This window comes from Bacteroides ndongoniae, from assembly GCF_900108345.1.
GTDB classification, from domain to species: domain Bacteria; phylum Bacteroidota; class Bacteroidia; order Bacteroidales; family Bacteroidaceae; genus Bacteroides; species Bacteroides ndongoniae.
Window position 1 is genome coordinate 59,492 of record NZ_FNVV01000014.1, and the last position, 23,070, is coordinate 82,561.

General features: G+C 46.7%; 21 protein-coding genes and 1 riboswitch. Of the genes, 7 read left to right on the top strand and 14 right to left on the bottom strand.

The genetic code is table 11. The annotated features are described in order from the left end of the window. Window positions 1-3: 3 nt before the first annotated feature. Together BQ5591_RS11265 and BQ5591_RS11270 are read right to left on the bottom strand one after the other, a co-directional pair. Window positions 4-444: a nitrophenyl compound nitroreductase subunit ArsF family protein gene (locus BQ5591_RS11265; protein ID WP_071149470.1), complete on the bottom strand. Its 441-nt coding sequence runs from the start codon at window positions 442-444 to the stop codon at window positions 4-6. 63 nt (window positions 445-507) lie between these two features. After that, on the bottom strand, window positions 508-834 hold the full coding sequence (locus tag BQ5591_RS11270; protein ID WP_071149471.1) for an ArsR/SmtB family transcription factor: 327 nt from the start codon (window positions 832-834) through the stop codon (window positions 508-510). A gap of 142 nt (window positions 835-976) precedes the next feature. Between BQ5591_RS11270 and BQ5591_RS11275 the strand changes: the two genes are divergently transcribed. From BQ5591_RS11275 to BQ5591_RS11290, 4 genes are all read left to right on the top strand, one after another. Then, complete coding sequence (locus BQ5591_RS11275) at window positions 977-2,188, top strand: hypothetical protein (protein ID WP_071150677.1); 1,212 nt, start codon at window positions 977-979, stop codon at window positions 2,186-2,188. An 80-nt stretch (window positions 2,189-2,268) separates the two neighbouring features. After that, entirely contained in the window at window positions 2,269-3,075 is an 807-nt protein-coding gene (locus BQ5591_RS11280; protein ID WP_071149472.1) for a DUF3805 domain-containing protein, read from the top strand. A 27-nt stretch (window positions 3,076-3,102) separates the two neighbouring features. Beyond that, entirely contained in the window at window positions 3,103-4,974 is a 1,872-nt protein-coding gene (gene abc-f, locus BQ5591_RS11285) for a ribosomal protection-like ABC-F family protein (protein WP_071149473.1), read from the top strand. 104 nt (window positions 4,975-5,078) lie between these two features. After that, window positions 5,079-5,960 carry a histidinol-phosphatase gene (locus BQ5591_RS11290; protein WP_262483128.1) on the top strand — a complete coding sequence of 294 codons (882 nt, stop codon included), beginning with the start codon at window positions 5,079-5,081 and terminating at the stop codon, window positions 5,958-5,960. Window positions 5,961-5,973: 13 nt separating this feature from the next. Here the strand turns inward: BQ5591_RS11290 and BQ5591_RS11295 are convergent, their stop codons facing one another. The 5 genes from BQ5591_RS11295 to BQ5591_RS11315 form a co-directional block, all read right to left on the bottom strand. After that, window positions 5,974-6,393 carry a thioredoxin family protein gene (locus BQ5591_RS11295; RefSeq protein ID WP_071149475.1) on the bottom strand — a complete coding sequence of 140 codons (420 nt, stop codon included), beginning with the start codon at window positions 6,391-6,393 and terminating at the stop codon, window positions 5,974-5,976. Window positions 6,394-6,565: 172 nt separating this feature from the next. Then, window positions 6,566-6,865, bottom strand: a complete 300-nt coding sequence (trxA, locus tag BQ5591_RS11300; RefSeq protein ID WP_022164228.1) for a thioredoxin — start codon at window positions 6,863-6,865, stop codon at window positions 6,566-6,568. Between the two features lie 68 nt (window positions 6,866-6,933). After that, entirely contained in the window at window positions 6,934-9,096 is a 2,163-nt protein-coding gene (locus BQ5591_RS11305) for a S46 family peptidase (protein WP_071149476.1), read from the bottom strand. Between the two features lie 103 nt (window positions 9,097-9,199). Then, window positions 9,200-11,359 (bottom strand): S46 family peptidase, encoded by a 2,160-nt coding sequence (locus BQ5591_RS11310; protein WP_071149477.1) that lies wholly within the window; start codon window positions 11,357-11,359, stop codon window positions 9,200-9,202. Between the two features lie 103 nt (window positions 11,360-11,462). Further along, window positions 11,463-12,695 carry an anaerobic sulfatase-maturation protein gene (locus BQ5591_RS11315; protein WP_071149478.1) on the bottom strand — a complete coding sequence of 411 codons (1,233 nt, stop codon included), beginning with the start codon at window positions 12,693-12,695 and terminating at the stop codon, window positions 11,463-11,465. 132 nt (window positions 12,696-12,827) lie between these two features. On the opposite strand from BQ5591_RS11315, the gene BQ5591_RS11320 reads away from it, so the two are divergent. From BQ5591_RS11320 to BQ5591_RS11330, 3 genes are all read left to right on the top strand, one after another. Further along, window positions 12,828-13,574, top strand: coding sequence for a DUF4369 domain-containing protein (locus tag BQ5591_RS11320; RefSeq protein ID WP_071149479.1), 747 nt, complete (start codon window positions 12,828-12,830; stop codon window positions 13,572-13,574). Window positions 13,575-13,729: 155 nt separating this feature from the next. Further along, entirely contained in the window at window positions 13,730-14,110 is a 381-nt protein-coding gene (locus BQ5591_RS11325; protein WP_071149480.1) for a transposase, read from the top strand. Further along, entirely contained in the window at window positions 14,110-15,096 is a 987-nt protein-coding gene (locus BQ5591_RS11330; RefSeq protein WP_235817086.1) for an IS3 family transposase, read from the top strand. Before BQ5591_RS11325 ends, BQ5591_RS11330 begins: the two co-directional genes overlap by 1 nt. A gap of 307 nt (window positions 15,097-15,403) precedes the next feature. Here the strand turns inward: BQ5591_RS11330 and BQ5591_RS11335 are convergent, their stop codons facing one another. From BQ5591_RS11335 to BQ5591_RS11370, 7 genes are all read right to left on the bottom strand, one after another. Further along, complete coding sequence (locus BQ5591_RS11335) at window positions 15,404-16,165, bottom strand: lysophospholipid acyltransferase family protein (protein ID WP_022164149.1); 762 nt, start codon at window positions 16,163-16,165, stop codon at window positions 15,404-15,406. Window positions 16,166-16,251: 86 nt separating this feature from the next. Then, entirely contained in the window at window positions 16,252-17,424 is a 1,173-nt protein-coding gene (locus BQ5591_RS11340; protein WP_071149481.1) for a metallophosphoesterase, read from the bottom strand. Further along, entirely contained in the window at window positions 17,412-18,038 is a 627-nt protein-coding gene (locus tag BQ5591_RS11345; protein WP_022164147.1) for a hypothetical protein, read from the bottom strand. The genes BQ5591_RS11340 and BQ5591_RS11345 overlap by 13 nt, the downstream gene beginning before the upstream one ends. Window positions 18,039-18,042: 4 nt before the next feature. After that, entirely contained in the window at window positions 18,043-18,528 is a 486-nt protein-coding gene (locus tag BQ5591_RS11350) for an RNA polymerase sigma factor (RefSeq protein ID WP_022164146.1), read from the bottom strand. Window positions 18,529-18,811: 283 nt separating this feature from the next. Then, window positions 18,812-20,089 carry a DUF5074 domain-containing protein gene (locus tag BQ5591_RS11360; RefSeq protein WP_205410635.1) on the bottom strand — a complete coding sequence of 426 codons (1,278 nt, stop codon included), beginning with the start codon at window positions 20,087-20,089 and terminating at the stop codon, window positions 18,812-18,814. A 20-nt stretch (window positions 20,090-20,109) separates the two neighbouring features. Beyond that, window positions 20,110-21,567 (bottom strand): DUF5074 domain-containing protein, encoded by a 1,458-nt coding sequence (locus tag BQ5591_RS11365; RefSeq protein WP_071149483.1) that lies wholly within the window; start codon window positions 21,565-21,567, stop codon window positions 20,110-20,112. Between the two features lie 294 nt (window positions 21,568-21,861). Then, a riboswitch (cobalamin riboswitch) is annotated at window positions 21,862-22,061 on the bottom strand. 118 nt (window positions 22,062-22,179) lie between these two features. Continuing rightward, complete coding sequence (locus BQ5591_RS11370; protein ID WP_071149484.1) at window positions 22,180-23,070, bottom strand: vitamin B12 dependent-methionine synthase activation domain-containing protein; 891 nt, start codon at window positions 23,068-23,070, stop codon at window positions 22,180-22,182.

Consider the following 23,070-nt stretch of genomic DNA (forward strand, 5'->3'; position numbering starts at 1 on the left):
GCTTTAGTTCAGCATGTCTGTTACTGATTTTACTACTCCGGCTTTGAATACATCCGGCGACTTGCGGGCATTGCCGAATGCAAATTCGGTCATATTCTCCCTGGTTTCGTGCCCGTTTTTGTATTTGACAACAAACAGCGACGACCATGTTACTTTGTACTTTTCAGCAATTTCCTCGTTCTCCTTTTGACTGATGTCTATCACTCTGAATACTACATCGCCATTCTTTATCTGCGAGGCAAAGTTTTCTTCTATTGCAGCCTTGGTATTGTTTTCAATGGCCATGCAGGTAGCACAGCGCTGTTTCCCATGGAAATACAGTACTTCCACGTGGTCGCTGACAGCGACTTCTTTTTGAGCTTGTGCGGTTGCTTCGTTCTTTACATTCGTCTGGCATGAGGCAAATGCGAAACAGGCGGCAACCAGAAACAGAATCTTTTTCATGTTTATAATATATTTAATGTTAGTAATTCGTAAAACAACGAACATCTATTGCAAAAAAAGAGCTTAACTGCAGCAGCTCTCTTTTTTGCATACCGGCTGTCCGAAGAAGTCGGCAAACATTCTTCTGGCTATTTCCCAGTTTTCTTTATTGATGCAGTATCTTACTTTAGGTGCCTCAATTTCTCCTTGGATCAGTTCGGCTTCCTTCAGCTCCTTCAGGTGTTGCGATACCGTAGCTTTGGCTATGGGCAGTTCTTCGTGGATGTCGCCGAAAAAGCAACATTCCTGAGCTGCTAGAAACTGGAGTATGGCTATGCGTGCGGGATGCCCCATGGCTTTGGCAAAACGAGCTATCTTTTCCTGTTCTTCTGAATATTTCTTTTGAGTCATTGCTGTCTTTTTTCTTGTTTGTTGTTCGCAAAAATACGAATAATATATTTCTTGTCAAAAGAATTTTCATTTTTCTTCTTTTGAAGAAGATAATTATGCATGGAAAGTGCTAATTTTGTCAGGTACCAATGATGTAAAAGAGATGAAATCGTTTCCTATTGTAGATTGGAATAAAGGACAGCAACACCGTTGGCGGTTGCCGTTGATAGTGGGCTTACTGGTTCTTGTGGTGGGTGGCTCGGTGTGGCTGAACACTTCTCCTTTCCGTTCGGGATTTGAGATAACCGATGAATTGGGAGGAAATATTTTTCCTTCGAGTATATTGTCTGTAGCTACGACCGATGCACAGGTCATTGTGCCTTCCGATTCTTTGTATGTAGGCAATCCGAAGTCGTGTATCAGCATACGAGTCCGTTCGGGCAAGGCATATAGCCGTGTGCGTATCGAAGTGGCCGAAACACCTTTCTTTTCGCTCTCGGTGTCGGAGTTCGTATTGGCCAAGCCACATACGGAGTATACCATTTATCCCGATATTATCTGGAATTACGAAGCGTTGAAGAACAACAAGCAGGCAGAGCCTATCAGCGTGGCAGTAACGGTCGAACTCAACGGTAAGGAGATGGGGCAGCGGGTACGTACTTTTTCGGTGCGCAGCATCAACGAATGCCTGCTGGGCTATGTGACCGACGGTACTAAGTTTCACGATACTGGCGTTTTCTTTGCTGCTTACGTCAACGAAGAAAACCCCATGATAGACCAACTGCTGCGTGAGGCGCTGAATACACGCATCGTCAATCGTTTCTTGGGTTATCAAGGTGGTACGGCCGGGTCGGTGGACAAGCAAGTATACGCTTTGTGGAATGTGTTGCAGAAGCGGAATTTTCGTTATAGCTCGGTATCGAACACAAGCTTGTCGAGTAATGTTGTCTTTTCACAGCGGGTACGTACATTCGATGATGCCCTCAATTCTTCACAAATCAACTGTGTGGACGGTAGTGTACTGTTTGCCTCGCTGTTACGTGCTATCAACATCGAGCCCATTCTGGTGCGTATACCCGGCCACATGTTTGTGGGTTACTATACCGACAACGGGCATAAGAATATGGATTTTCTGGAAACTACGATGATTGGCGATGTCGATTTGGACGATTTCTTCCCCGACGAGCGGCTCGACTCGACTATGGTGGGCAAGACGCAGAACCAGATGTCGCGCATCACCTTCGACAAGTCGAAAGAGTATGCCAACCGTAAGTATAAACAACATGAGGAAGGTATCCATTCGGACAAGCTAAATTACATGTTTTTGGAAATATCGAAGGACGTCCGGCGTAAGATTCAGCCCATTGGCAGATAGGCTGCTTTTTGCGGGCTTCGCTTGCAAATGAGCTGCGGGAATGTTACCTTTGCCCAACCAACTCTGAATGGAATCACATTATGGAACAACAGAAAAAGTATATTTCGCCGGGAGCCTGGTTCTCCATGCAATATCCGGCAACATGGAACGAATTCGAGGACGGTGAAGGTTCGTTCCTCTTTTATAATCCCGAAGAATGGACTGGAAACTTCCGCATTTCGGCTTATCGGGGTCAGGAAGGGTACGGACGTGAGTGCGTCAGCCTGGAACTGAAAGAAAATCCTGCCGCACGCCGGGCCAGGGTAGGAGCCTTGGACTGTGCCTACAGCCGTGAAACGTTCGAAGAAGATGGCGAACATTACACTTCGCACATCTGGATAACGGGTATCGACGATGTAGCATTCGAATGTTCGTTTACCGTTCGCAAGGGGCAGCCTGTGGCCGAAGCCGAACAGGTGATTGCTTCGTTGCAAGTGCGGAAGCAGGGTGTGAAATATCCGGCCGAGCTGATACCTGTGCGTGTTTCGGAAATCTGCCAGATTAACGAAGCTTATGAATGGGTGTCGAATACGGTTAAAGACTTGCTGAAGAAAGATTTCCAGGGAGTGGAAGCCGATGTGGAAAACATGCAGCAGGTGGTAGACCGTGGTGTGATAGGGCCTAAGAAAAAGGACCATTGGCTGGCTATGGGTATTACTCTTTGTGTCATTATGGCAAACGAGGAAGACGGAATGGAGTGGCGTACGTTGATTGACGGCAACCGTGAAGCTCCCGTATTGCTCAACACTGCCACCGGGCAGTGGGTCGATCCCATGAAGCTGGCATGGAGCAAGGTGAAAGCGGGCGAGAAAGTCAACCTGGCCGAAGCCTACTGTAACAATGGTTAATTCATTTATCATTCTTCATTTTAAATAATGTCTTCAATATTACAAGTAGAAAACCTTACCAAGTCGTTCGGCGATTTGGTCTTATTTGAAAATATATCCTTCGGGCTGGCCGAAGGGCAGCGTGTGGGACTGATTGCCAAAAACGGAAGCGGAAAGTCCACTTTACTGAGTATCCTGTCGGGTAAGGAAGGTTACGACGAGGGAAAGATAGCCTTTCGTCGAGACCTTCGCGTGGGCTATCTGGAGCAAAGTCCGCATTACCCCGAAGAACTGACGGTGCTCGAAGCCTGCTTTCATCATGGCAACAGCACCGTGGATCTGATTAAGGAGTACGAACGATGCTTGGCAACCGAAGGTCATCCCGGTATGGATGAACTCTTGCTTCGCATGGATCAGGAGAAAGCTTGGGATTATGAGCAGAAAGCCAAACAGATACTTTCTCAGCTGAAGATACGCGACTTCGACCAGCAGGTAAAGCACCTTTCGGGCGGACAGTTGAAGCGTGTGGCGCTGGCCAACACCCTGATTACCGAACCCGATCTGCTGATTCTGGATGAGCCTACCAACCACCTTGACCTCGACATGACTGAGTGGCTGGAAGAGTATCTGCGGCGTACGAACCTGACTTTGCTGATGGTGACTCACGACCGTTACTTCCTCGACAGGGTATGTTCTGAGATTATCGAAATAGACAACCGTACGATCTATTCGTACAAAGGAAACTACAGCTACTATCTGGAGAAACGACAGGAACGGATCGATGCTAAGACGGTAGAAATCGAACGTGCCAACAATCTGTATCGTACCGAGCTGGAGTGGATGCGCCGTATGCCGCAGGCACGCGGACACAAGGCACGCTATCGCGAAGATGCTTTCTATGAACTGGAGAAGGTGGCAAAGCAGCGTTTTTACGATGCCAACGTCAAACTCGATGTGAAGGCTTCGTACATCGGCAACAAGATATTCGAGGCCGACCACCTGAGTAAGTCTTTTGGTGATCTGAAAATACTGGATGATTTCTCTTATATCTTTGCCCGTTACGAGAAGATGGGTATTGTCGGTAACAACGGTACCGGAAAATCGACCTTTATCAAGATACTGATGGGACTGGTGAAACCAGACAGTGGCACACTGGATATTGGTGAGACAGTTCGCTTCGGTTACTATTCGCAGGACGGACTTCAGTTTGACGAACAGATGAAGGTGATCGATGTAGTCCGTGACATTGCCGAAGTTATTGAACTGGGCAACGGCAAGCGGCTTACCGCTTCGCAGTTTTTGCAGCATTTTCTTTTTACTCCCGAAACTCAGCACAGTTACGTCTATAAACTGAGCGGCGGAGAACGCCGGCGGCTTTACCTCTGTACGGTGCTGATGCGCAATCCGAACTTCCTGGTGCTCGACGAGCCGACGAACGATCTGGACATCGTTACCTTGCAAGTGCTCGAAGAGTATCTGCAAAGCTTCAAGGGGTGTGTTATCGTCGTGAGCCACGACCGTTACTTTATGGATAAGGTAGTAGATCATCTTTTGGTGTTCAACGGTGGAGGTGATATCCGAGACTTCCCCGGTAACTATACCCAGTATCGGGAATGGAAGGAGGCAAAGGCGCGTCATGACAAAGAGCAGCAGGCAGCCGTTAAGCCACAGGAAGCTAAGACTGCCAAGGTACGCCTGAACGATAAGCGTCGTATGACTTACAAGGAACGTCGCGAGTTCGAACAACTGGAACAGGAGATAGCCACTCTGGAAGCCGAAAAGAAAAACATAGAAGAAGCGTTGTGCAGCGGAGCACTGTCGGTGGAAGAGCTGACGGAGAAGTCGAAACGTTTGCCACAGTTGACGGAGCTGATTGACGAGAAGACGATGCGATGGCTGGAGTTGAGTGAGATAGAATAAAAGCCTCACCCCGGCCCCTCTCCCAAGGAGAGGGGAGGGGAAGAGTTACCTTTTCTGAATGAATAATTAAAGATAATCAGATAGATATGCAACCAACAACCGATATTTCATCTCATCTACTTCCCCCTCTCTTTGGGAGAGGGGGGCAGGGGGGGGAGGCTAACTACCACAGCCATTCCCTTTACTGCGACGGCCGTGCCGGAATGGAAGACTTTGTACGTTTTGCCGTAAGCCGTGGTTTTGTTTCTTACGGTTTCTCGTCGCACGCTCCTCTTCCGTTCTCTACAGCTTGGACGATGGAGTGGGATCGTATGGAGGATTATCTGGCCGAATTCCAACGATTGAGGCAGAAGTATGCCGGACAGATTGAGCTGTATATCGGGTTGGAGATAGATTATCTGAACGAAGAAAGCAATCCGGCAGCCGAATGTTTCCAGCGTTTGCCGTTGGATTATCGCATCGGGTCGGTTCACTTGTTATACGATGAAACGGGCAAGGTGGTAGATGCCGATCTACCCGCTGGAAAGTTCCGGCAGATGGTTGACGAACATTTTCATGGTGATGTGGAACAGGTGGTACGCCAGTATTACGAACGCTCGTGGCGGATGGTGGAACTGGGTGGTTTCGACATTGTAGGTCATGTCGACAAGGTGCATTACAATGCAGCTTGTTGTCGTCCCGGCATCATGGATGAGCTTTGGTACGACCAGTTGGTATGCGATTACTTTGCCGAGATTGCCCGTCGGGGATATCAGATGGAAGTCAATACGAAAGCTTATGAGGAGTTGGGTGTTTTCTATCCGGACGAACGTTACTTCCCTCTGCTGCGCGAGTTGGGAATCCGTATTCAAGTAAACAGTGATGCCCACTATCCCGAACGTATTAGCAGTGGCATGTCCGCTGCTTTTCGGGCTTTGCGGAATGCAGGCTTTGCATCTGTGATGCAATTGCGTGCGGGTCAGTGGGCAGAAGTTCCGTTAAGGTAGCCGGTCTGAAGGTTTATTCCTTCTTCAGCAGGAAGTCGTCGATGGCTTTCTTGTATGTTGCCTTGTCGGCAGCTCCGCTGAACAGTTGAGGTTTCTCGTTCATCGGAATGAGCACAAAGAGAGGAATGCTGGTAGCATTGAACAAGGCAGCCAGCTCTTTCTCCTTATCTACATTTACTTTATAGATGGTGATTTTGCCGGCATACTCTTTGGCCAGTTCTTTCATGATGGGAGCTACCTTGCGGCATGGACCGCACCAGTCGGCATAAAGGTCAATGATGGCGGGTTTGTCGCCTTTGTATTTCCATTCTTTTTCATTCTGATAGTCGAATACTTTGTCGATGAACATGGCTTTGTCCATCACAACGACTTCCTGGGCGTAACCCAGAAGTGTGGTGGCTGCGAGAGCCAGCGTTAGCAATAGTTTCTTCATATCTTTATTAGTTTTAGTTATTAGCTACGAGCTACAAGCTACAAGTTACGAGCTACGAGTGATGAGATATGGGCTACGAGTAGTGAGCTATAAACTTATAAATCGTGAATTATACCCTCATCATACACTTGTCACTCGTAACTCGTAGCTTGTAGCTCGTCACTCGCAGCTATCATACATATTGTTCAATCAGGCTGACCAGTTCGTTGCTTTGTACCACTCCGGACTGTCGCCATACCTGCTGTCCGTTCTTGAAGAGCATCAGGGTGGGTACGGCCTGTATGCGGTACTGCATGGCCAATGCCTGTTGTTCGTCTACATCTATTTTAACGATGCGTGCCTTGTCGCCCACACGGCTTTTTACGTTTTCCAATATGGGGTGCATCATCTTACAGGGACCGCACCAGGTTGCGTAGAAGTCTACAAGTACGGGCACTGTTGTGCTGTTGATCAAGTTTTCAAATTTTTCCATAATTGTTCTGAATAAATAGTTCTTGATACTTCTAACAAACAGTGTGCCGTTTTTGTTCTTCCAGTCAATTATTCAGCAATGTCGAGTTCGTCGATAAGGTGTGAGGCACCTGCATATTTCTCGATGATGAAGAGCGTATAGCGGATGTCTACACAGGCTGCACGCTGCGACGAAGGACGGAAGGCGATGTCGCCTGTCAAACCCTCATAGTTGCGGTCGAAACCGGTACCGATGAGTTCGCCTTTGGCATTGAACACGGGGCTACCCGAGTTGCCGCCCGTGTTGTCGGTATCGACGATGAAGCAGACTGGCATGCATCCGTCGGGCAGGGCATAGCGGCCGAAGTCTTTAGCCTTCCATAGTTGCTTCAATTTGTCGGGGACAACGAATTCCCAGTTTGTCGGATCTTCTTTTTGCATCACACCGTCCAGAGTGGTATAGTAGTCGTATACCGTTCCGTCAGCCGGTTCGTACGAAGCCACCTTGCCGTAGGTCAGGCGCAGGGTAGAGTTAGCATCAGGATAGATGGGCTGTCCGTTAGCTTGGCGCATGTCCATCATACCTTTTACCCAAATCTTGTGAGCGTTGTTGTAGTCGCGGTTGGCGTCCATCATGGCAAGGGCTGTCTGTAACAGACCGTCGGTGATGGAGTATTTGAACAGCACCATCCAGTCGCCCGTCAGCTTGTAGAGTTTGGGCTTGCGGATGAACTTGTCGAAATTCTCGCGGCTGCCGAAGATAGAATACTTGAAGCAGGCATCGATGAAAGCATCTGTATCTCCCTTGAACCGGCGGTCGATGACTTTAAAAATGCCTATGCGTTGGTCTTCGGGAATGTAGCGGGCATATGTACGTAGCATTTCCTTACCTACCAGTTTCTCGACTTCGGGATAAGGGATGGAAGCGAAATATTTATCAGCTGCTTTCTTCAGGCTGTCGCTGGCTGCCTGAATGGCAGCTTTGTCTTTGTTCTTCAGAGCCGTGGTCAGAGAAGTGGTGTTGGGGATGCGCATGAAGTCGAGTGCAGTGACCAGTGCTTCCTGAATGGCCTGCTGATGGTAGAGGGCCGGACGGCGTTGCTTCACGATGGCTTGGATACGGTTGAAAGCAACCTGATAGGAGGTATCGCCTATCTGGCGACCACGTTCCAACAAAGCTTCCTGCTGGGCACGCTTGGTGTCGAGCACCTTGAGGCGTACGAGTCCTTCGTTCATGCCGATGGCGTTCTTCCAGTAGTTGGCACTGGAGGCATACTTGCTGGCGTAGTGGATGCGTACGGCATCGTCCTTCAACATCTGTTCCATGAGAACGCGCTGGCGGGCATCGCGTACGTGGTGGCGCATGAAGTTGGTGGTCTGCATGCGCTCTTCCACCTCGTCGGCTATCATGTAGCGCCAGTTGCGTCCGGGGAAGCCCATGACGAAAGCGAAGTCGCCTTCCTTGAAGCCAGCCAGGCTGATGCGCAGGTGTTTCTTGACATGCAGGGGCTGGTTGTCGGGACTGTAGGCGGCCGGTTGTCCGTCACGGTCGGCATAAATGCGGAACAGGGAGAAGTCGCCCGTGTGGCGTGGCCACATCCAGTTGTCGGTGTCGGCACCGAACTTGCCGATGCTCGAAGGCGGTGCGCCCACCATGCGGATGTCGCTGTAGACGGTTTTCAGAAACAGGTAGTGGCGGTTGCCGCCGTAGAAGGCCTTCAGTTCAGCCTTGCCACCTTTGCCCAGGGTGATGTTCTGGTCTTTCAGGAAGCGTTCGCATACCTGAGCCAGGTATTTGGGCGAAAGATAGTTGGTTCCCTGTGGGTCGGGATCTTTCTTCAGCTGTTGCTGCACGTAGTCCGTCACGTCCAGTATGCGGTCGATAAAGGTGATGGTAAGGCCTTTGCAAGGCAGTTCTTCCTGGCGGTTCATGGCCCAGAAACCGTCGGTCAGGTAGTCATGCTCTACGCTGCTGTGCTGCTGGATGGCGCCGTAGCCGCAATGATGGTTGGTCAGCACGAGGCCTTCGGCCGAAATGACTTCGCCCGTGCAACCTCCGCCGAAGTGTACGACGGCATCCTTCAGGGCAATGCCTTCGGGGTTGTAGATGGAGTCGGCTGGGATGAGCAGGCCCAGTTCCTGCATGGCTACTTCGTTCTGCCGCTTCAGGTCGGTCAGCATCCACATGCCTTCGTCGGCCAGTGCGGGGAGTGTCAGGGCAGACAGGGCTGCCGCAAATAACAGTCTTTTCATAATGAATGGGGCTTAAGGTGAAAAAACAGGCACGGATCTCGCGGAAGGTTCACGGTTGTTTCTATTGCCGTGATTGTCCGTGTAATCCGTGCCTTTTATTTTATTACTCTACGATGGTCATCTCGTTGATGAGGTGGCCGCAGCCGCCCAGCTTTTCAAGGATGAAGAGCACGTAGCGGATGTCGAGGGCGATGCAACGTTGCAGGTTGTTGTCGAAGTTGATGTCGCCGCTCAGTGATTCCCAGTTGCCGTCGAAGGCGCAGCCGATGAGGCGGCCTTCGCCGTCGATGACGGGCGAACCGGAGTTACCGCCGGTAATGTCGTTCGTCGTCAGGAAGCAGACAGGCATGGTGCCGTCGGCCATGGCATAGCGGCCGAAGTCTTTTTTCTGGATGAGCTCTTTCAGTTTAGCAGGCACTACGAATTCCGGATTTTCGGGATCTTCCTTCTCCAGAATACCGTCGGTGGTAGTGAAGTACTTGTAGTGTACACCGTCCTTCGGGTTGTACGACTTCACGTTGCCGTATGTCAGACGGATGGTGAAGTTAGCATCGGGATAGGAGGGCACTGGCTGCTTCATTTCACCCAGTCCGCGGATATAGGCTTTGTGCAGCAGGCTAAGTTCTTTGGACGGTTGGCTGTATTCGTTTGAGGCAGCTTTGATGGCTTCGAGCTTGGCGCGGCTGTAGGCGGTGGCCATGTCACGGTCGATGGCTTTCACGCTGGGCTTCTTCAGGAACTTGTCGAAGTTGGCACGACTGCCCATGATAGATGTATCGAAGAGATCGTCCACGTAGGCATCATAGTTACCCTTGTACTCTTTTTCGATGGTCTGGTAGAAAGCGGGCAGTTCTTCGGGTGTCAGCGCCTTGGCCAGGGCAGGCAGGATGGCTTTGGCTACGGCACGGTCTACTTGCTGGTCATAGTCTTTGTTGTAGATGCCTTCGTATACCGATTCCAGCTGTTTCTTGGTAGCCTGCAGCAGGGAGTCGTTCTTTGTTTCGATGGCTTCTTTCATTTTGTCCATCAGTGCGGGAGGACAACCAAATTCGATGGCTCCGTTCAGGGCTTCGTACAGATATTCGGTACGACGCAGTGCGGGGGTCATCTTTTCAACGAGGGCGTCTATCTTCTCTACCACACCTTCGTATTCGGGCTTACCTTGGGCAAAGGAGGCAAAGCGCTTTTCCTGTTCAGCCTTAGTTTCGAGTACGTTGTTGTCTACAATGGCCTTGTTCATACCGATGGAGTTCTTCCAGTAGTTGCTGCTGCCGGCAAACTTATTGGCATACTGGATGCGGGTCTTGTCGCTCTGGCGCATGTACTTCTTCAGCACGTCCAGGTAGACGGTACGCATGTCTATCATGGCCTGGTTGATAGCCGTCATGCGCTGGCGTACTTCGCTTTGGGTGAGGTAACGTTCGGTAGAACCGGGGAAGCCCATAATCATGGCATAGTCACCTTCGTTCAGACCTTTGAGTGAGATGCTGAGATATTTGGGAGTCTTCAGGGGAACATTGTCCTTGCTATACTCGGCCGGTTCGCCGTTCTTGTCGGCATAGATACGGAACATGGAGAAGTCGCCCGTGTGGCGCGGCCACATCCAGTTGTCTGTCTCGCCACCGAACTTACCCACGCTCGAAGGGGGAGCGGCCACCATACGTACGTCGGTATATACCTTATAATAAATAAGGTAGTATTTGTTTCCGGCATAGAAGGGCAGTGCAAGAGGCTCGATGCCCGGTTTGCCTTTCAGATCGCTCTTTTCCATCTCTTCTTTGGCCAGCTGATTGAGGAAGGGGCGGGTCATGGCTTTGTATTCGTCTGTCTCACCAGCTTTTATTTTGGCATTCACCAGGTCGGTGATGTCGACAATACGGTGCACGAAACGGAATTTCAGTCCCGGAGTGGGCAGTTCCTCGGCACGGCTCTTGGCCCAGAAACCGTCAGTCAGGTAATCGTGCTCCACACTGGAATGTTGCTGAATGGAGGCATATCCGCAATGGTGGTTGGTCAGGATGAGGCCTTCGGGCGAGATGATTTCACCAGTACAACCACCTCCAAAGATGCCGACAGCATCTTTCAGCGACACGCCGTTGGGGTTGTACAAGTCTTCGGCTTCGAGCTTCAGTCCCTGTTTTTTCATCATTTCAATGGAATTCTGCTGCTTGATGAGTTGGAGCAGCCACATGCCTTCGTCGGCCTGTGCCGAGAAGGTGAATGCTGCGGCGAGGGCCGCAACAAGGTACTTTTTGATTCTCATAAAGTGATTAAGTTATTTGGTTTAAAGTTATTTTGTAAACGAGTTAACGAGTTGACGAGTTGATGAAGAAATGGTCTCCTGCTCCTTGTCAGTTGCCTTCTTGTCAACTCGTAAACTTTCCTTCACGGATGGCTTGCATCACATTGGCGGGAGCACGTTCGGCCAGCAGTTCTTTTTTCATATAGTCCATGTATGGAGCCACGTGGCTAAAGAACTTTCTGTATCCGGCGCAAAGATAATTCAGTCCCGGTTCACCGTCAGCTGTGCGGGCAAAGCGGTTCTTGGGGCAGTCACCGTTGCAGGCAAAGAGCCATTCGCACTCTTTGCATTGGCGGGGAAGAGAGTCGAACTTGTTTTGTCCGAAGCGCTGCTGGCGTTCGCTGTACATCATTTCCACCAGCGTCTGTTGGTAGATGTTGCCCAGCTTATATTCGGGGAAGACAAAGTGGTCGCACGCATAAACGTCGCCGTTGAATTCCATTACGCCGGCATGTCCGCACGTACGTGCCATGGAACAGACACCCGGTTGTTGCCCTACCCAATTGGCCAGGGTAGAGTCGAACAGCTGTATGTAATAAGTTCCTACATCTTCTTTTACCCATTCGTCGAACAGACGGCAAAGGAAGTTGCCCCATTGTTCCGGCGTAACGGAAAAGTCGGCCAATGGTATCTCGCCGCTATCGGCCAGCGATGCAAGATGGCGTCCGTCGCCGTGAGGCATGATGCGTTCTACAATAGGAGCAAACTGGATGTAATGGCAACCAATCTCTTTAAAGAAGCGGTAGAATTCTTCAGGATAATCGGCATTGTAGTCGTTGACTACAGCCATGCCATTCCATTCTACTCCGTGCTTTTTTAGGAGGTTGATGCCTTGCATCACCTTATGGAAGGAGGGACGTCCCTGTTTGTTTTTACGATATTCATCGTGAAACTCTTGCGGTCCGTCGATGGATACACCTACCAGCCAGTTGTTTTCTTTGAAGAACTCACACCATTCGTCGGTGAGCAATGTGCCATTGGTTTGTATGCAGTTGTCGATGGTACGCCCGTTGGCATATTTTTTCTGCAACTCCATGGCCCGTTTATAGAAGGAAAGGGGACGCATCAAGGTTTCACCACCGTGCCAGGTGAAAAGAACCTGTGGCATGGTTTGCGAATTGATATATTGCTCGATGAATTTTTCCAGCAGTTCTTCACTCATCACATGCTTGGGATTTTCTTTGTACAGCTTGGACTTTTCCAAGTAATAACAGTAGTCACATGCCAAATTGCATACGGCTCCTACGGGCTTCAGCATCACATAGAGCGGTTTGGCAAAAGGTGCATAAGTGGACATATTTAGTTTTTAATGCTTTTGATTAATTAATGTGCAAAAATACGTAAAGCAAATGAAAATACGTTTTTTACCTCTTTCTTTATAAGGATTATTAATACCTTTGCACCTCAGAAAATCATAAATCTTTGATGTATGGTTAGGAAAGAGATAAGCTATATTTTACCTTTTTTGATTACATTGTTACTGTTTTCTTCCTGCGGACGCAACAAGTATAAAGTTGAGGGTACCTCTTCTATTACCAGTCTTGATGGAAAAATGCTGTTTCTTAAAGTCTTTCAGAATGATGGACAATGGATTACGGTTGATTCGGCCGAGGTGATTCACGGTTTTTTTCATATGGAAGGGCCTGTGGACTCGGTTAGGATGGTAACTCTGTATATGGACGATGAAGGCATTATGCCGGTTGTTTTGGAGAGTGGAAAAATTAAGGTGACTTTATCCAATGAACAATTGATGGCTAAAGGAACTCCTTTGAATGATGCCCTTTATGAGTTTATAGAAAAGCGTAACTCGCTTGAATTGCAACTTGATGAGGTAGACCGGAAAGAGGCACGTATGGTACTTGATGGTGCTAATCTGGAGGATATTCATGAACAGCTGAATAAGGAAAGTGAAGACTTGCTGAAGGAAATGAACGATTATGTGAAAGGTTTTATTGCCGAAAACTACGAGAATGTACTAGGTCCCAGCGTCTTCATGATGTTGTGCAGTACACTGCCTTATCCAATGATGACTCCGCAGATAGAAGATATTATGAGAACAGCTCCTACCAGCTTTAAGGAAAACTTCTTTGTGAAAGATTTCCTGTCGAAGGCGAAGGAGAACATGCAGCTGATCGAAGAACAGAAAAGACTGAGTGCGGCAGGAAGCGCTAACTGATATTTTATTTATTCATATTTTCCCGTATCACAGGAACGGAGTGGATTGCATTTCGGATGAAAGTGATACGGGATTTTTTTTACTTGAAGCGGACGTAGCTGTGTCTTGTACTGATATAGGTAGACACATTTTAATAACAAAAATGTGAATCAACAATGAGGAAAAAACACAGTCGTTTCAGTGAAGAGGATCGAATATCTCTTCTTCGTGCTTATTATCAGTCAGGCTTGAGCAAGCATTCTTTTTGCAAACTTCACTCCCTCAGCGGTCTTAGGCTTTTAAATTATTGGATAGAAAAGTATGGTGATAAAGTAAAATCGCTATCTTCACCTTCGATAACTTCAACGGAAGAAGATATGGCCAATCGCAGCAAAGAAAGTTACCGTGAAGAGAACGCTCAGTTGAAGAAGCGCATCAAGGAATTGGAAAAAGCGCTTTCTTTCTCTCGTTTAGAAACGGAAGCACGCGATTTGATGATTACGCGTGCCGAGGAGTATTTTAACATCCCCATCCGAAAAAAATCTGGGGCCAAGTAGTGAAGGAACTGGTCAGCGGGCGCGGTCTGAAGGTCGCCCCCGCCTGCCGTCTATTTGGCCATTGCCGTCAGGCCTTCTACCAGTCGAAGGCCGACATCGAGGAGGAGTTGCAGCGCGAACGCGTCATAGTGGAAAACGTACATGAAATCCGAAAGGAGGATCCCGGCATTGGAGGTTACAAGCTTTGGGTCATGCTCACCGCCCTTTTCGGGGCAAAGTTCATCCCCGGGCGTGACAGCTTCTTTGCGCTTCTTCGCCGTTACCGTCTGATGCTCCCGCCTCCCAAACCCTGGCACACAACCCGTTCGAACCACCGTTATCACAAGTGGAAGAACTTGGTGAAGAATTTTGTACCAATATCTTCCAATCAGTTGTGGGTGAGCGACATCACTTACATTGTGCTTGCCGACGGGAGCGTCTGCTACCTTCATCTGATAACCGATGCCTACTCGCACAAGATTGTCGGCTGGAAGCTTGCCGACACGCTCCGCGCGGCCATTACCATGCAGGCATTGGAGCAGGCAATAAAGCAGGCTGTCAAACTGAGAGGCAGCACAAGTCTCAAAGGACTGATCCACCATTCTGATCGGGGTGTACAATACTGCTGCGACGCTTATGTGGCGATGCTACAGGCGCACGAGATTGACATTAGCATGACGGAGGACTACAACCCTACGGACAATGCCATCGCCGAGCGGATCAACGGGATAATCAAGTGCGAACGTGTCTACCGACAAAGCCACTTCAAGGATATCGGGCATGCCGAGAAGGTCATCGGTAGATACATCCATTTCTACAACTGCTACCGACCACATATGAGTATCGGTTACAAAGTCCCCGCTCTCGTACATTTGGAGCAGGGTGAACAGAAGAAAATGTGGAAAAAGAAAATTTGCCCGCAGAAAACTTTCGATAATGGTGAATATGATGCATCTTTGTCAGACCGAACAACAAGGTCGGACGAAAGCGTAAGCCGGAACATCTGACTCAAAAACCGAATGCCCCATCGAAGGGCATCCGGTTTTACCGAACAACAAGGCCGGAACTCTTGCATGTCCGGTACATCGAAAACTGATGACCTAATCAGAACTGTATTAGGCAAAGTGTCTATTCAAATAGGAGCGTTTCTCAAGAAATGTCTACTATTATAGTTTATAAAATAAAAAAGCGTCTAGTTAAATCAGGAAAAGACAGCTGTATATGCACTATATTATTTTACCCAGTTGGGAAAAAATCTTTTTCCAACTGGGGAAAATTTTTTTTCTAATAGGCGACTGTTTTTAGGCTGTTCTTTTAATGGACTTCCTGGTCCAGATTTTTAACCATTCCCTTATATCTTTCGGGTAGGGCACTTTCGACAGCGGCATAAGCTTCGGACAAGGTAGCTTTGATGTTTTCAGGTCCTTTTCCCTTGGGAGGGATTGGATCGTGTATGGTTAGTATCAGCCGATGGCGGTGTATCCACTTGCCTGTACGGGGAAGTATTTCGAACGAGCCGTCGATCGTTACGGGAACGACTGCCAGTTGAAGATCGTCAGCCAGCTGGAAAGCACCTCGTTTGAAGTAGCCCATGTGGCCTGTGAAGGTACGTGCTCCTTCCGGAAATACAACCAATGATACGCCATTGGTCAGTGAAGATTCGGCCTGACGCATAGTTGCCAATATCTTTTTGGGATTGCTGCGATCTACGAAGATGTGTCCGGCGCTTTCGCAAGCTTTGCCTACAAAAGGAATTTTCCGCAGGCTCTTTTTCATCATCCACTTGAAGTTGCGTCCGAGGAAACCGTATATCAGGAAAATATCAAAAGCTCCCTGATGATTGGGTACAAAAACGTACGAGGTGTGCTTGTGTACTTTTTCTCTACCTTTAACTTCTACCGGAATCAATAGCAGATAACAAGTCAGGCGTGACCATATTTTACCAGGGTAGTAGCCCCAAAAATGTGCTCCTCCGATCAGAGAGCCAACGATGGTAACCAGTGCGGTCAGGATAGTAAGTACCAGCAGGACAGGCAACGCAAAGCATACTTGGTAGATGTTGTAGAGTATCCTCATATTCTTCTTTGATTTATCAGTATTTCCGGATGCAAAGATAATATCGAATAATGGATAATGGGAATACCAAAGTGATTTTTTTCTTGTCATTCTTTCTGTTTCAGTTCGATGACCGTGATTTCGGGCCAGGCACCGAACCTGAAAGGTAATCCTACATACCCAATGCCGATATTGACATACAAGGCACGCTCGCCTTCGTAATACATGCCTTTCCACTCGGGGTATTTCAAGGTAGCCAGCGAATGTTCGAATAGAATCATCTGCATGGCATGTGTATGTCCTGACAGCATTAGCTCGATATTGGATTTGGGCAATACTTCCCGACGCCAATGTGTAGGATTGTGGCTTAGCAGGACACTGAACATGCCTTCGGTTCCTTTTATGGCATGCGGCAGATCGGCATGTTGCGGGAAGGGAGGCTCACCGTCGTTTTCTACACCTATCAGGGCAATGCTGTCACCGTTGTGCCGTATGATGGCATGTTCGTTGTTCAGCAGTTTCCATCCCATGGCTTTTTGCTGTTCTATAAGGTAGTTCAGGTTTTGCTTTTCGTCATCGGCAGTAGGCCAGCGGTAGTAGGTTCCGTAGTCGTGATTACCTAATACAGAGTAAACGCCATCAGGTGCATGGAGCTGTGACAGAATCTCTTGGAAACCGTCCAGTTCGTGACTTTGCTGGTTGACCAAGTCACCTGTAAAGACTATCATATCGGCCTTTTGGGCGTTGACTATATCTACCAGTTTCTGTATGGAGGCGGGATCTTTCTCCCAACTTCCGATGTGAATGTCTGATATTTGTGCAATGCGGTAGCCGTTGAAAGCAGCGGGTAGGTGTCGGGAACTGTATTCCACCTGTTTTACTTCAAACTGTTTGATGCCAAACAGGGCACCGTAGATGATGTTGCCAAAACTAATGGCAGCAAGTAGTAAACCTATAATGTTAAACGGTAGACGAGGGCAGCGGCGGATGATAGAATTTATCAGTAAGCCAACTAAAGAGCAGAGCATGAAGAGGGTTTTGGGAACGGCAAATAACATGATACCTACCGCCAGCCGTCCGATGCTATGAGTATGGTTGGACAAGGCATTATCACCACTCAGATACATGTAATAGACATAAATGGCTGATAATAGCAGAGTGGGCATCCAATAAGAAAGTCGTATTCGGATATTTTGAGTCTTTTTTACGATGTGTACCAAATAGATGTACACATCGGGTATCAACAGAAAAATGGCCAGTAAAAGTGTTATTCGGTGCATATGTCTTTCAATTCTTCTATGTTCTTTTTGATGTTGTCTAGATGCTGATAAATTCCTTTTTTATATAAGATGCAGATAATCAGTATATCTATAGCAGTGAAAGCTGATATGATGACGACTTGTGTTCCGATGGATTTCAGATGATAGCCCATCACCCAGTAGTTGAAAGCATTGAATACGACTACCCAGATGCAGAGGGCTATGATTTCGTTGCGGGTCCACTGTCGGAAAGTTGTCATGCGTCGGCTTACTTCGGCTACAGACATCTCGTCAATGTGAGTCTGTTTATTCCAACGATAGGTTTTCCAGTCCCACCAGATGCCAATGACGATGCTGACGCCGATAAACAACAGAAACAGTGAGATTCTGGCTCTCATGTCTGAATCGTCCAGTACGACAGGCATTACGATCAGAGCTACTCCAAGCAGCAATAGAACAATACCACCTGTTACCATCGAAATGCGTTGTAGTCCTAAAATCCGGCTTATGCTTCGTTTTGTCCCAGACTTACAGCCTTCGATGAGTTCCTTGATTTGTTTTCCATTGGCAATCTGTTCTTTTTGCAGTTGTTGATCCAATGTGTTCCACGATTTTTTCAGTTCCTCCAAATTCATATGTCTATTCCTCCTTGTTCATTTTTCTCAGTTTGTCTTTTATCCGGCTTAATTTGGTCGCTACATTGGTTAAGGTCAATCCGGTAATTTCTGCAATTTCCTCGTAGCTTTTATCTTCTAAATAGAGAAGCACGATCGATTTTTCCAATTGTCCCAAACGATTGATCATGCTATATAACCGTTTTAGCATAACTTGTGTTTCATCGGTTTCTTCTATTCGGTCGGCTATTTGTGACAGCGTCACAATTTCGGGAATGTTTTTTTCTTTACGGATAAAACTGATGCAAGTATTCAAGGCTATACGGTAGATCCAAGTCGAAATTTTACATTCGTTTCGAAACTTGGGATAAGCCTTCCACAGGTTGATAACTACTTCCTGATACAGATCGTTAAGGGTAGCATGAGGTGTAGTGTACAGATAGCACACTTTATAAATGACACGCTCATATTCCTGTATGAGAGTTACGAATTCTTGCTCTACATGATCCATTCCTTTTCCTGTATCAGTTTTTGCTTATTTACTTTGTACTCTATTAGTAGTATTATGTCGGTAAAAATCACAATACGGAGAAAAAACGTTGTGGCAAAGATAGAAAGATAATGCTGAAAACCATATTGAGGTAACATAATTTGTGAAAAAATCTGCAAGGTTCTATCCAAGAATGGTGAACCTTGCAGATTAGGAAAAAGTGTTATGAAGGATTGTTGAAGATTAAGTCCAAAACAGGGATTGTTTGGGCTTTTTTCATAATATTCATGAGAGAACTCCAAAATCAGTTATAGAACTTTCTCATAGGAAAAACTCCAATGGGGTAGCAGGTCTGGTTTTCGATCTTTTTAACCAATTTGGATGTTTCACCACTGCAATCGTATATTAACAGATAATTTTTAGTGGGGATTTCGCTTTCGCTGTAGGCATTTGATACAGCAATATATAAGTATTGGTTCGTAGGATCAACAGCTACATTACAGTTCAGATACTCGCCATCAGGAGCATCTTGTTTTATATCAATGTAGTCAACAGCTTTCCAGGTACTAAGTGACAGACGTCTCACTGTTGTACTGCCAGCTGCATAATACAGATAGTCGCCAGCCAATGCAATGCCGGGAGTGTTGAAGAATTCGGCTGAGATATCTTCTGCAATCTGTTTCTCTTTCGTAATTTCCCATTTATCCAAATCGACAAAATATAAATAGCTTTTCTTTTCACCTCCTCTGCCACAAGTAGCTAACATAACTTCACGTTCGCCAGTCTGGCAAATGCCGCTGATAAAATCTCCTTTCAGATCAGGCAATACACGGCTTACTTTGTTCATGCCTTTCGAAAACTCAATCAGGCGTGTGGTTTCCCAGAAACCTCCGCCGCCACAATACAGGTGGTCTCCTACACGAATAATACCTCGGGTACTGGCTACTCCTTCTACCGTATTGCCTTGGTTGCCGAAATGGAAGGAGCCTTCGATGATGTTCAAATCTCCCGTAGTACTGTCGAAGCGGAATACGCCTTGTGCATCAGAAAAGAAAATATTTTGTTCGTCGAGAACTGCAATATTCTCAAGAGGGGTAGTGATCGGCATCATTTCTTCTGGATCAAGGCTTCCTTCAGGACGATGAAACTTGAGCTCATCCATTTTATATGCTTTTTCCCGTTTTAAAGTGACAGCATCGGCTATAACCAGTACTCCATCTCCTTCTTCACCATTAGGACTGTAGATGCCGTTACTTATCAGGTAGATTTTTCCATTATACATATAAAGATCTTGAGCTTCATTTCCAAAGGCGGTTCCATTCACTTTTTTATAGCTGTTTTCTTCAATAGTACCTTCTGGACTGATATAGGTGATAGTACTGTTTTGTGAGACACGTGCTCCCTGGTTCAGGATTATCACTCCATCCGGATGGGCATATCCGTCCAGATAGGTTGTTTCGTCGTTGGAGTTGTTGGAATCGCCGGGAGTTTCATCAATCGTATCGGAAGAACATCCGGTCACCAAACTCAGTGTACAGAAGCTGGCTATACAAGCCATCATGATTGTTTTATTTATTTTCATCTTTCAAGTCTCTTTATCAATTAATTTTCAGGGTAGAAATAACATCCGGCAGGGAAGTTTGTATAATTTTCGTATTTGGCAGCAGGGGCATCTTTACTTGCGTTAAAATCGAATGCCCATATCTGGTTGGTTTGGAACTGGGCATATGATTTGATGGTGTTGATGTATACCTGTCCAGTTTTAGGGTGAACAGCTATGTTATTGTAAAGCATTCCTGCATTATTGTCTAAGGTATTCAAGTCACAAAGAATTTCTTCAGAATCAAGTCCGCTTGTTTCATCCAGTGCTGGATCATCATTGAAATTCATCTGGTAGATTGTTGTTCCATCAGCGTAGTAGAAAGTGTTTCCTTTAACAGCGAAACCCATACCAGATGAGCCTACCGAAGGCTGAACACTTATTTGACGTTGTATAGTTTCGCGGGTTGTCGGATTAAATTTGCTGATGGCGCTTTTACCGGCACCGAACGACATGACCCATATATCGCCGTCGTCGGCAGGCTTAATACCCAGTACCGTGTTGATTTGGCACGAGAGGGTATATGGGAAAAGTATTTTTTTCACAGAGTCGTCCTCTGGCGTAATTTCAATGATACCGCTGATTAATCCTGGTTTGTACGTATAAACCTTTCCATTTCTGGTGAAAAACTGAGATTTTGGGGCTTGTTCGGTTCCTTCTACAAATTTCAATTCTTTTGAAGACATATCCAGATGTTTAATTCCCTCATTGTCTCGAATGTATACGTGTTGCTCATCAATGACGGCAATGTGGCTTGGCCAATCTATTCCAGGAAGTTCGGCATTGCTGAATGCTATTTCTTTTTTTAATGTTTTGGCGTTTACTACTATCAGCATTCCGTCGTTGTCGAAGTGGCTGCCTACGGCATTCATGTCTCCGTTTTGTGAAATTATATAGATCTTTCCGTCGCAAAAGGCCATGTCTTGTGCAACGTTGCCAAGTTCAGTTCCATTGACAGCTTTATAAGCATCATCGATGACATAGCCTTCAGGAGTGATGTACGTCAGCGAACCGTTTTCGGTTGTCATGTTACCTTCATTCAATACAAAAGTTCCGTTAGGGTCATCAAATGAGTTTAAACAGTATAAGTCAACCTTTGATGAAATTTTTTGTTCGCCTTCTCCTTGTACGTTTACTGTCAATGTAATTTTCGATACTGCATTTTCAGAAGCTTGTATGCTGATGGAGTGGTTAGTTTCGTCTACTTGTGCGTTCCAGCCTTCGGGTAGTGTGGCAATGTTTATTGCATTCGCATTTTGGGCAGAATATTCTAATTGATAGCTTTGTCCAGGTATGACAAAGAAAGGGGTGGTCTCATCAAGTTGGGTTATCCATTCGAATTCTGGCGCAAGTGCTACAGGGGAATCCTTATCGTCACTACAGCTTGTAAAAAACAATACGTTAACAAATAAAATGACGGCCCATAGTGTCTTCAGCCTCATGTTAAATAAAACTTTCATTACTTTTTTGATTTAGATTAATAATTGATTATTAATAAAATAGCTTTTTAAAATCAACAGTTGGAGAAAGTTTAAGTGTTTCTTGAAGACTTGTCTGACATATAGATATAGCCATATAATCACAACAAATCACATATCATGTTGATGATATGATTTGAAAATGTGACCGGTAATCTTACAATAATGCAAATTATACAGGGCACAATAATTCATATCCCGAATTGAAGGATATGCAAACACTAAAAAATTATCCAGCATTCTGCTAATGCACCAAATCGAACTGTCCTCGCGTCCGATTTATCTTAAATGATGGCAGGTCTTCTGACTGACTCTCGCCTTTGACCCCTTCCCGGTTTTACCCAGTGGCATAAGTATTTGTCAAAGCGTTACAAAAAGAGTTTCACAGCAGCGGGACTGTTCGGGACTTTCACCCGATTCCCTTTTAATCCATGAAGCCGAACGGCTACACAGAACCAATCGGCCGCAAAGATAAAGAGGATATATGAAGCTAATGAAACAATTAAAGAATATTATATTTAAAAAACTTTTGGAAAGAGAAACATTTTGGGAGGAGAGCCATGCTGCAGGTATAGATAGAATGTATCCAATGGACTATAAATGACGAGTGGACAGGTACTTACGCATTTCATTAATAGGAATCCCGCGACGTTGGGCGTAGTCTGCCAGTTGCTCTTGGTCGATTGTCCCTACTGAAAAATAGCATGCTTCAGGGTGGGATAGCATGAGACCGCAGACCGAAGCATGGGGATGCATGGCTCCATTTTCAGTGAGGGTAATTCCGATTTGTTCCATTTGCAGCAGTTTGTCCAGCAGAAAGCAGACTGATTGGTCGGGCAATGAAGGATAACCTACTGCTGGCCGGATGCCTTGGAATTTCTCTGCCAATAACTCATCCATGCTCAATGATTCGTCTGGGGCATATCCCCATGCATATTTGCGTACATATTCGTGCATCTTTTCGGTTGCAGCTTCGGCCAGTCGGTCAGCTAAAGTTTGTGCTAACAGGTGTTGGTAAGGGTCCTGGCTAAAGTGGGTTTCTGCATCTTGGCCAGTTGTGGAAGCAAAGAGTCCAATTGTATCGGCAATGCCTGATGATAAAGGGCGGATAAAGTCGCTTAGACAGAGGTAAGGACTCCCGTCGGCATGTGGTGTTTGTTGCCGAAGAAGGGGGAAGAGAATGTCTTCAATTATGATGTTATCTCCGTCTGAATTGGCACGGCATAGTCTGAAAAGGCTACGCGCTGTATATCCTTCTTCGTCAAAACGCTCAAGCATTCGGCAAGCTTCTTTATGGAGTTGCATAGCCTCGGCAGCTTTGCTACGTTCGCTCTCGGGGAAGGATGCCAGCCACATGGCACGGCAAGAATCGCATCCGTGGATATTGGCTATTCCGGCAAAACGGGGCTGGAATCCCCAAGCATGGAAAAAGTAGATCCAATTGATGTAAGGGACTATGTCGCGGATACGGTAAGTCAGTATCAT

Bases quoted from the DNA above. Each gene is read 5' to 3' on its own strand.
- BQ5591_RS11265 (WP_071149470.1), bottom strand. From the start codon at position 444: ATGAAAAAGATTCTGTTTCTGGTTGCCGCCTGTTTCGCATTTGCCTCA.
- BQ5591_RS11270 (WP_071149471.1), bottom strand. From the start codon at position 834: ATGACTCAAAAGAAATATTCAGAAGAACAGGAAAAGATAGCTCGTTTT.
- BQ5591_RS11275 (WP_071150677.1), top strand. From the start codon at position 977: ATGAAATCGTTTCCTATTGTAGATTGGAATAAAGGACAGCAACACCGT.
- BQ5591_RS11280 (WP_071149472.1), top strand. From the start codon at position 2,269: ATGGAACAACAGAAAAAGTATATTTCGCCGGGAGCCTGGTTCTCCATG.
- abc-f (WP_071149473.1), top strand. From the start codon at position 3,103: ATGTCTTCAATATTACAAGTAGAAAACCTTACCAAGTCGTTCGGCGAT.
- BQ5591_RS11295 (WP_071149475.1), bottom strand. From the start codon at position 6,393: ATGAAGAAACTATTGCTAACGCTGGCTCTCGCAGCCACCACACTTCTG.
- trxA (WP_022164228.1), bottom strand. From the start codon at position 6,865: ATGGAAAAATTTGAAAACTTGATCAACAGCACAACAGTGCCCGTACTT.
- BQ5591_RS11305 (WP_071149476.1), bottom strand. From the start codon at position 9,096: ATGAAAAGACTGTTATTTGCGGCAGCCCTGTCTGCCCTGACACTCCCC.
- BQ5591_RS11310 (WP_071149477.1), bottom strand. From the start codon at position 11,359: ATGAGAATCAAAAAGTACCTTGTTGCGGCCCTCGCCGCAGCATTCACC.
- BQ5591_RS11315 (WP_071149478.1), bottom strand. From the start codon at position 12,695: ATGTCCACTTATGCACCTTTTGCCAAACCGCTCTATGTGATGCTGAAG.
- BQ5591_RS11320 (WP_071149479.1), top strand. From the start codon at position 12,828: ATGGTTAGGAAAGAGATAAGCTATATTTTACCTTTTTTGATTACATTG.
- BQ5591_RS11325 (WP_071149480.1), top strand. From the start codon at position 13,730: ATGAGGAAAAAACACAGTCGTTTCAGTGAAGAGGATCGAATATCTCTT.
- BQ5591_RS11335 (WP_022164149.1), bottom strand. From the start codon at position 16,165: ATGAGGATACTCTACAACATCTACCAAGTATGCTTTGCGTTGCCTGTC.
- BQ5591_RS11340 (WP_071149481.1), bottom strand. From the start codon at position 17,424: ATGCACCGAATAACACTTTTACTGGCCATTTTTCTGTTGATACCCGAT.
- BQ5591_RS11345 (WP_022164147.1), bottom strand. From the start codon at position 18,038: ATGAATTTGGAGGAACTGAAAAAATCGTGGAACACATTGGATCAACAA.
- BQ5591_RS11350 (WP_022164146.1), bottom strand. From the start codon at position 18,528: ATGGATCATGTAGAGCAAGAATTCGTAACTCTCATACAGGAATATGAG.
- BQ5591_RS11360 (WP_205410635.1), bottom strand. From the start codon at position 20,089: ATGAAAATAAATAAAACAATCATGATGGCTTGTATAGCCAGCTTCTGT.
- BQ5591_RS11365 (WP_071149483.1), bottom strand. From the start codon at position 21,567: ATGAAAGTTTTATTTAACATGAGGCTGAAGACACTATGGGCCGTCATT.
- BQ5591_RS11370 (WP_071149484.1), bottom strand. From the start codon at position 23,070: ATGATACTGACTTACCGTATCCGCGACATAGTCCCTTACATCAATTGG.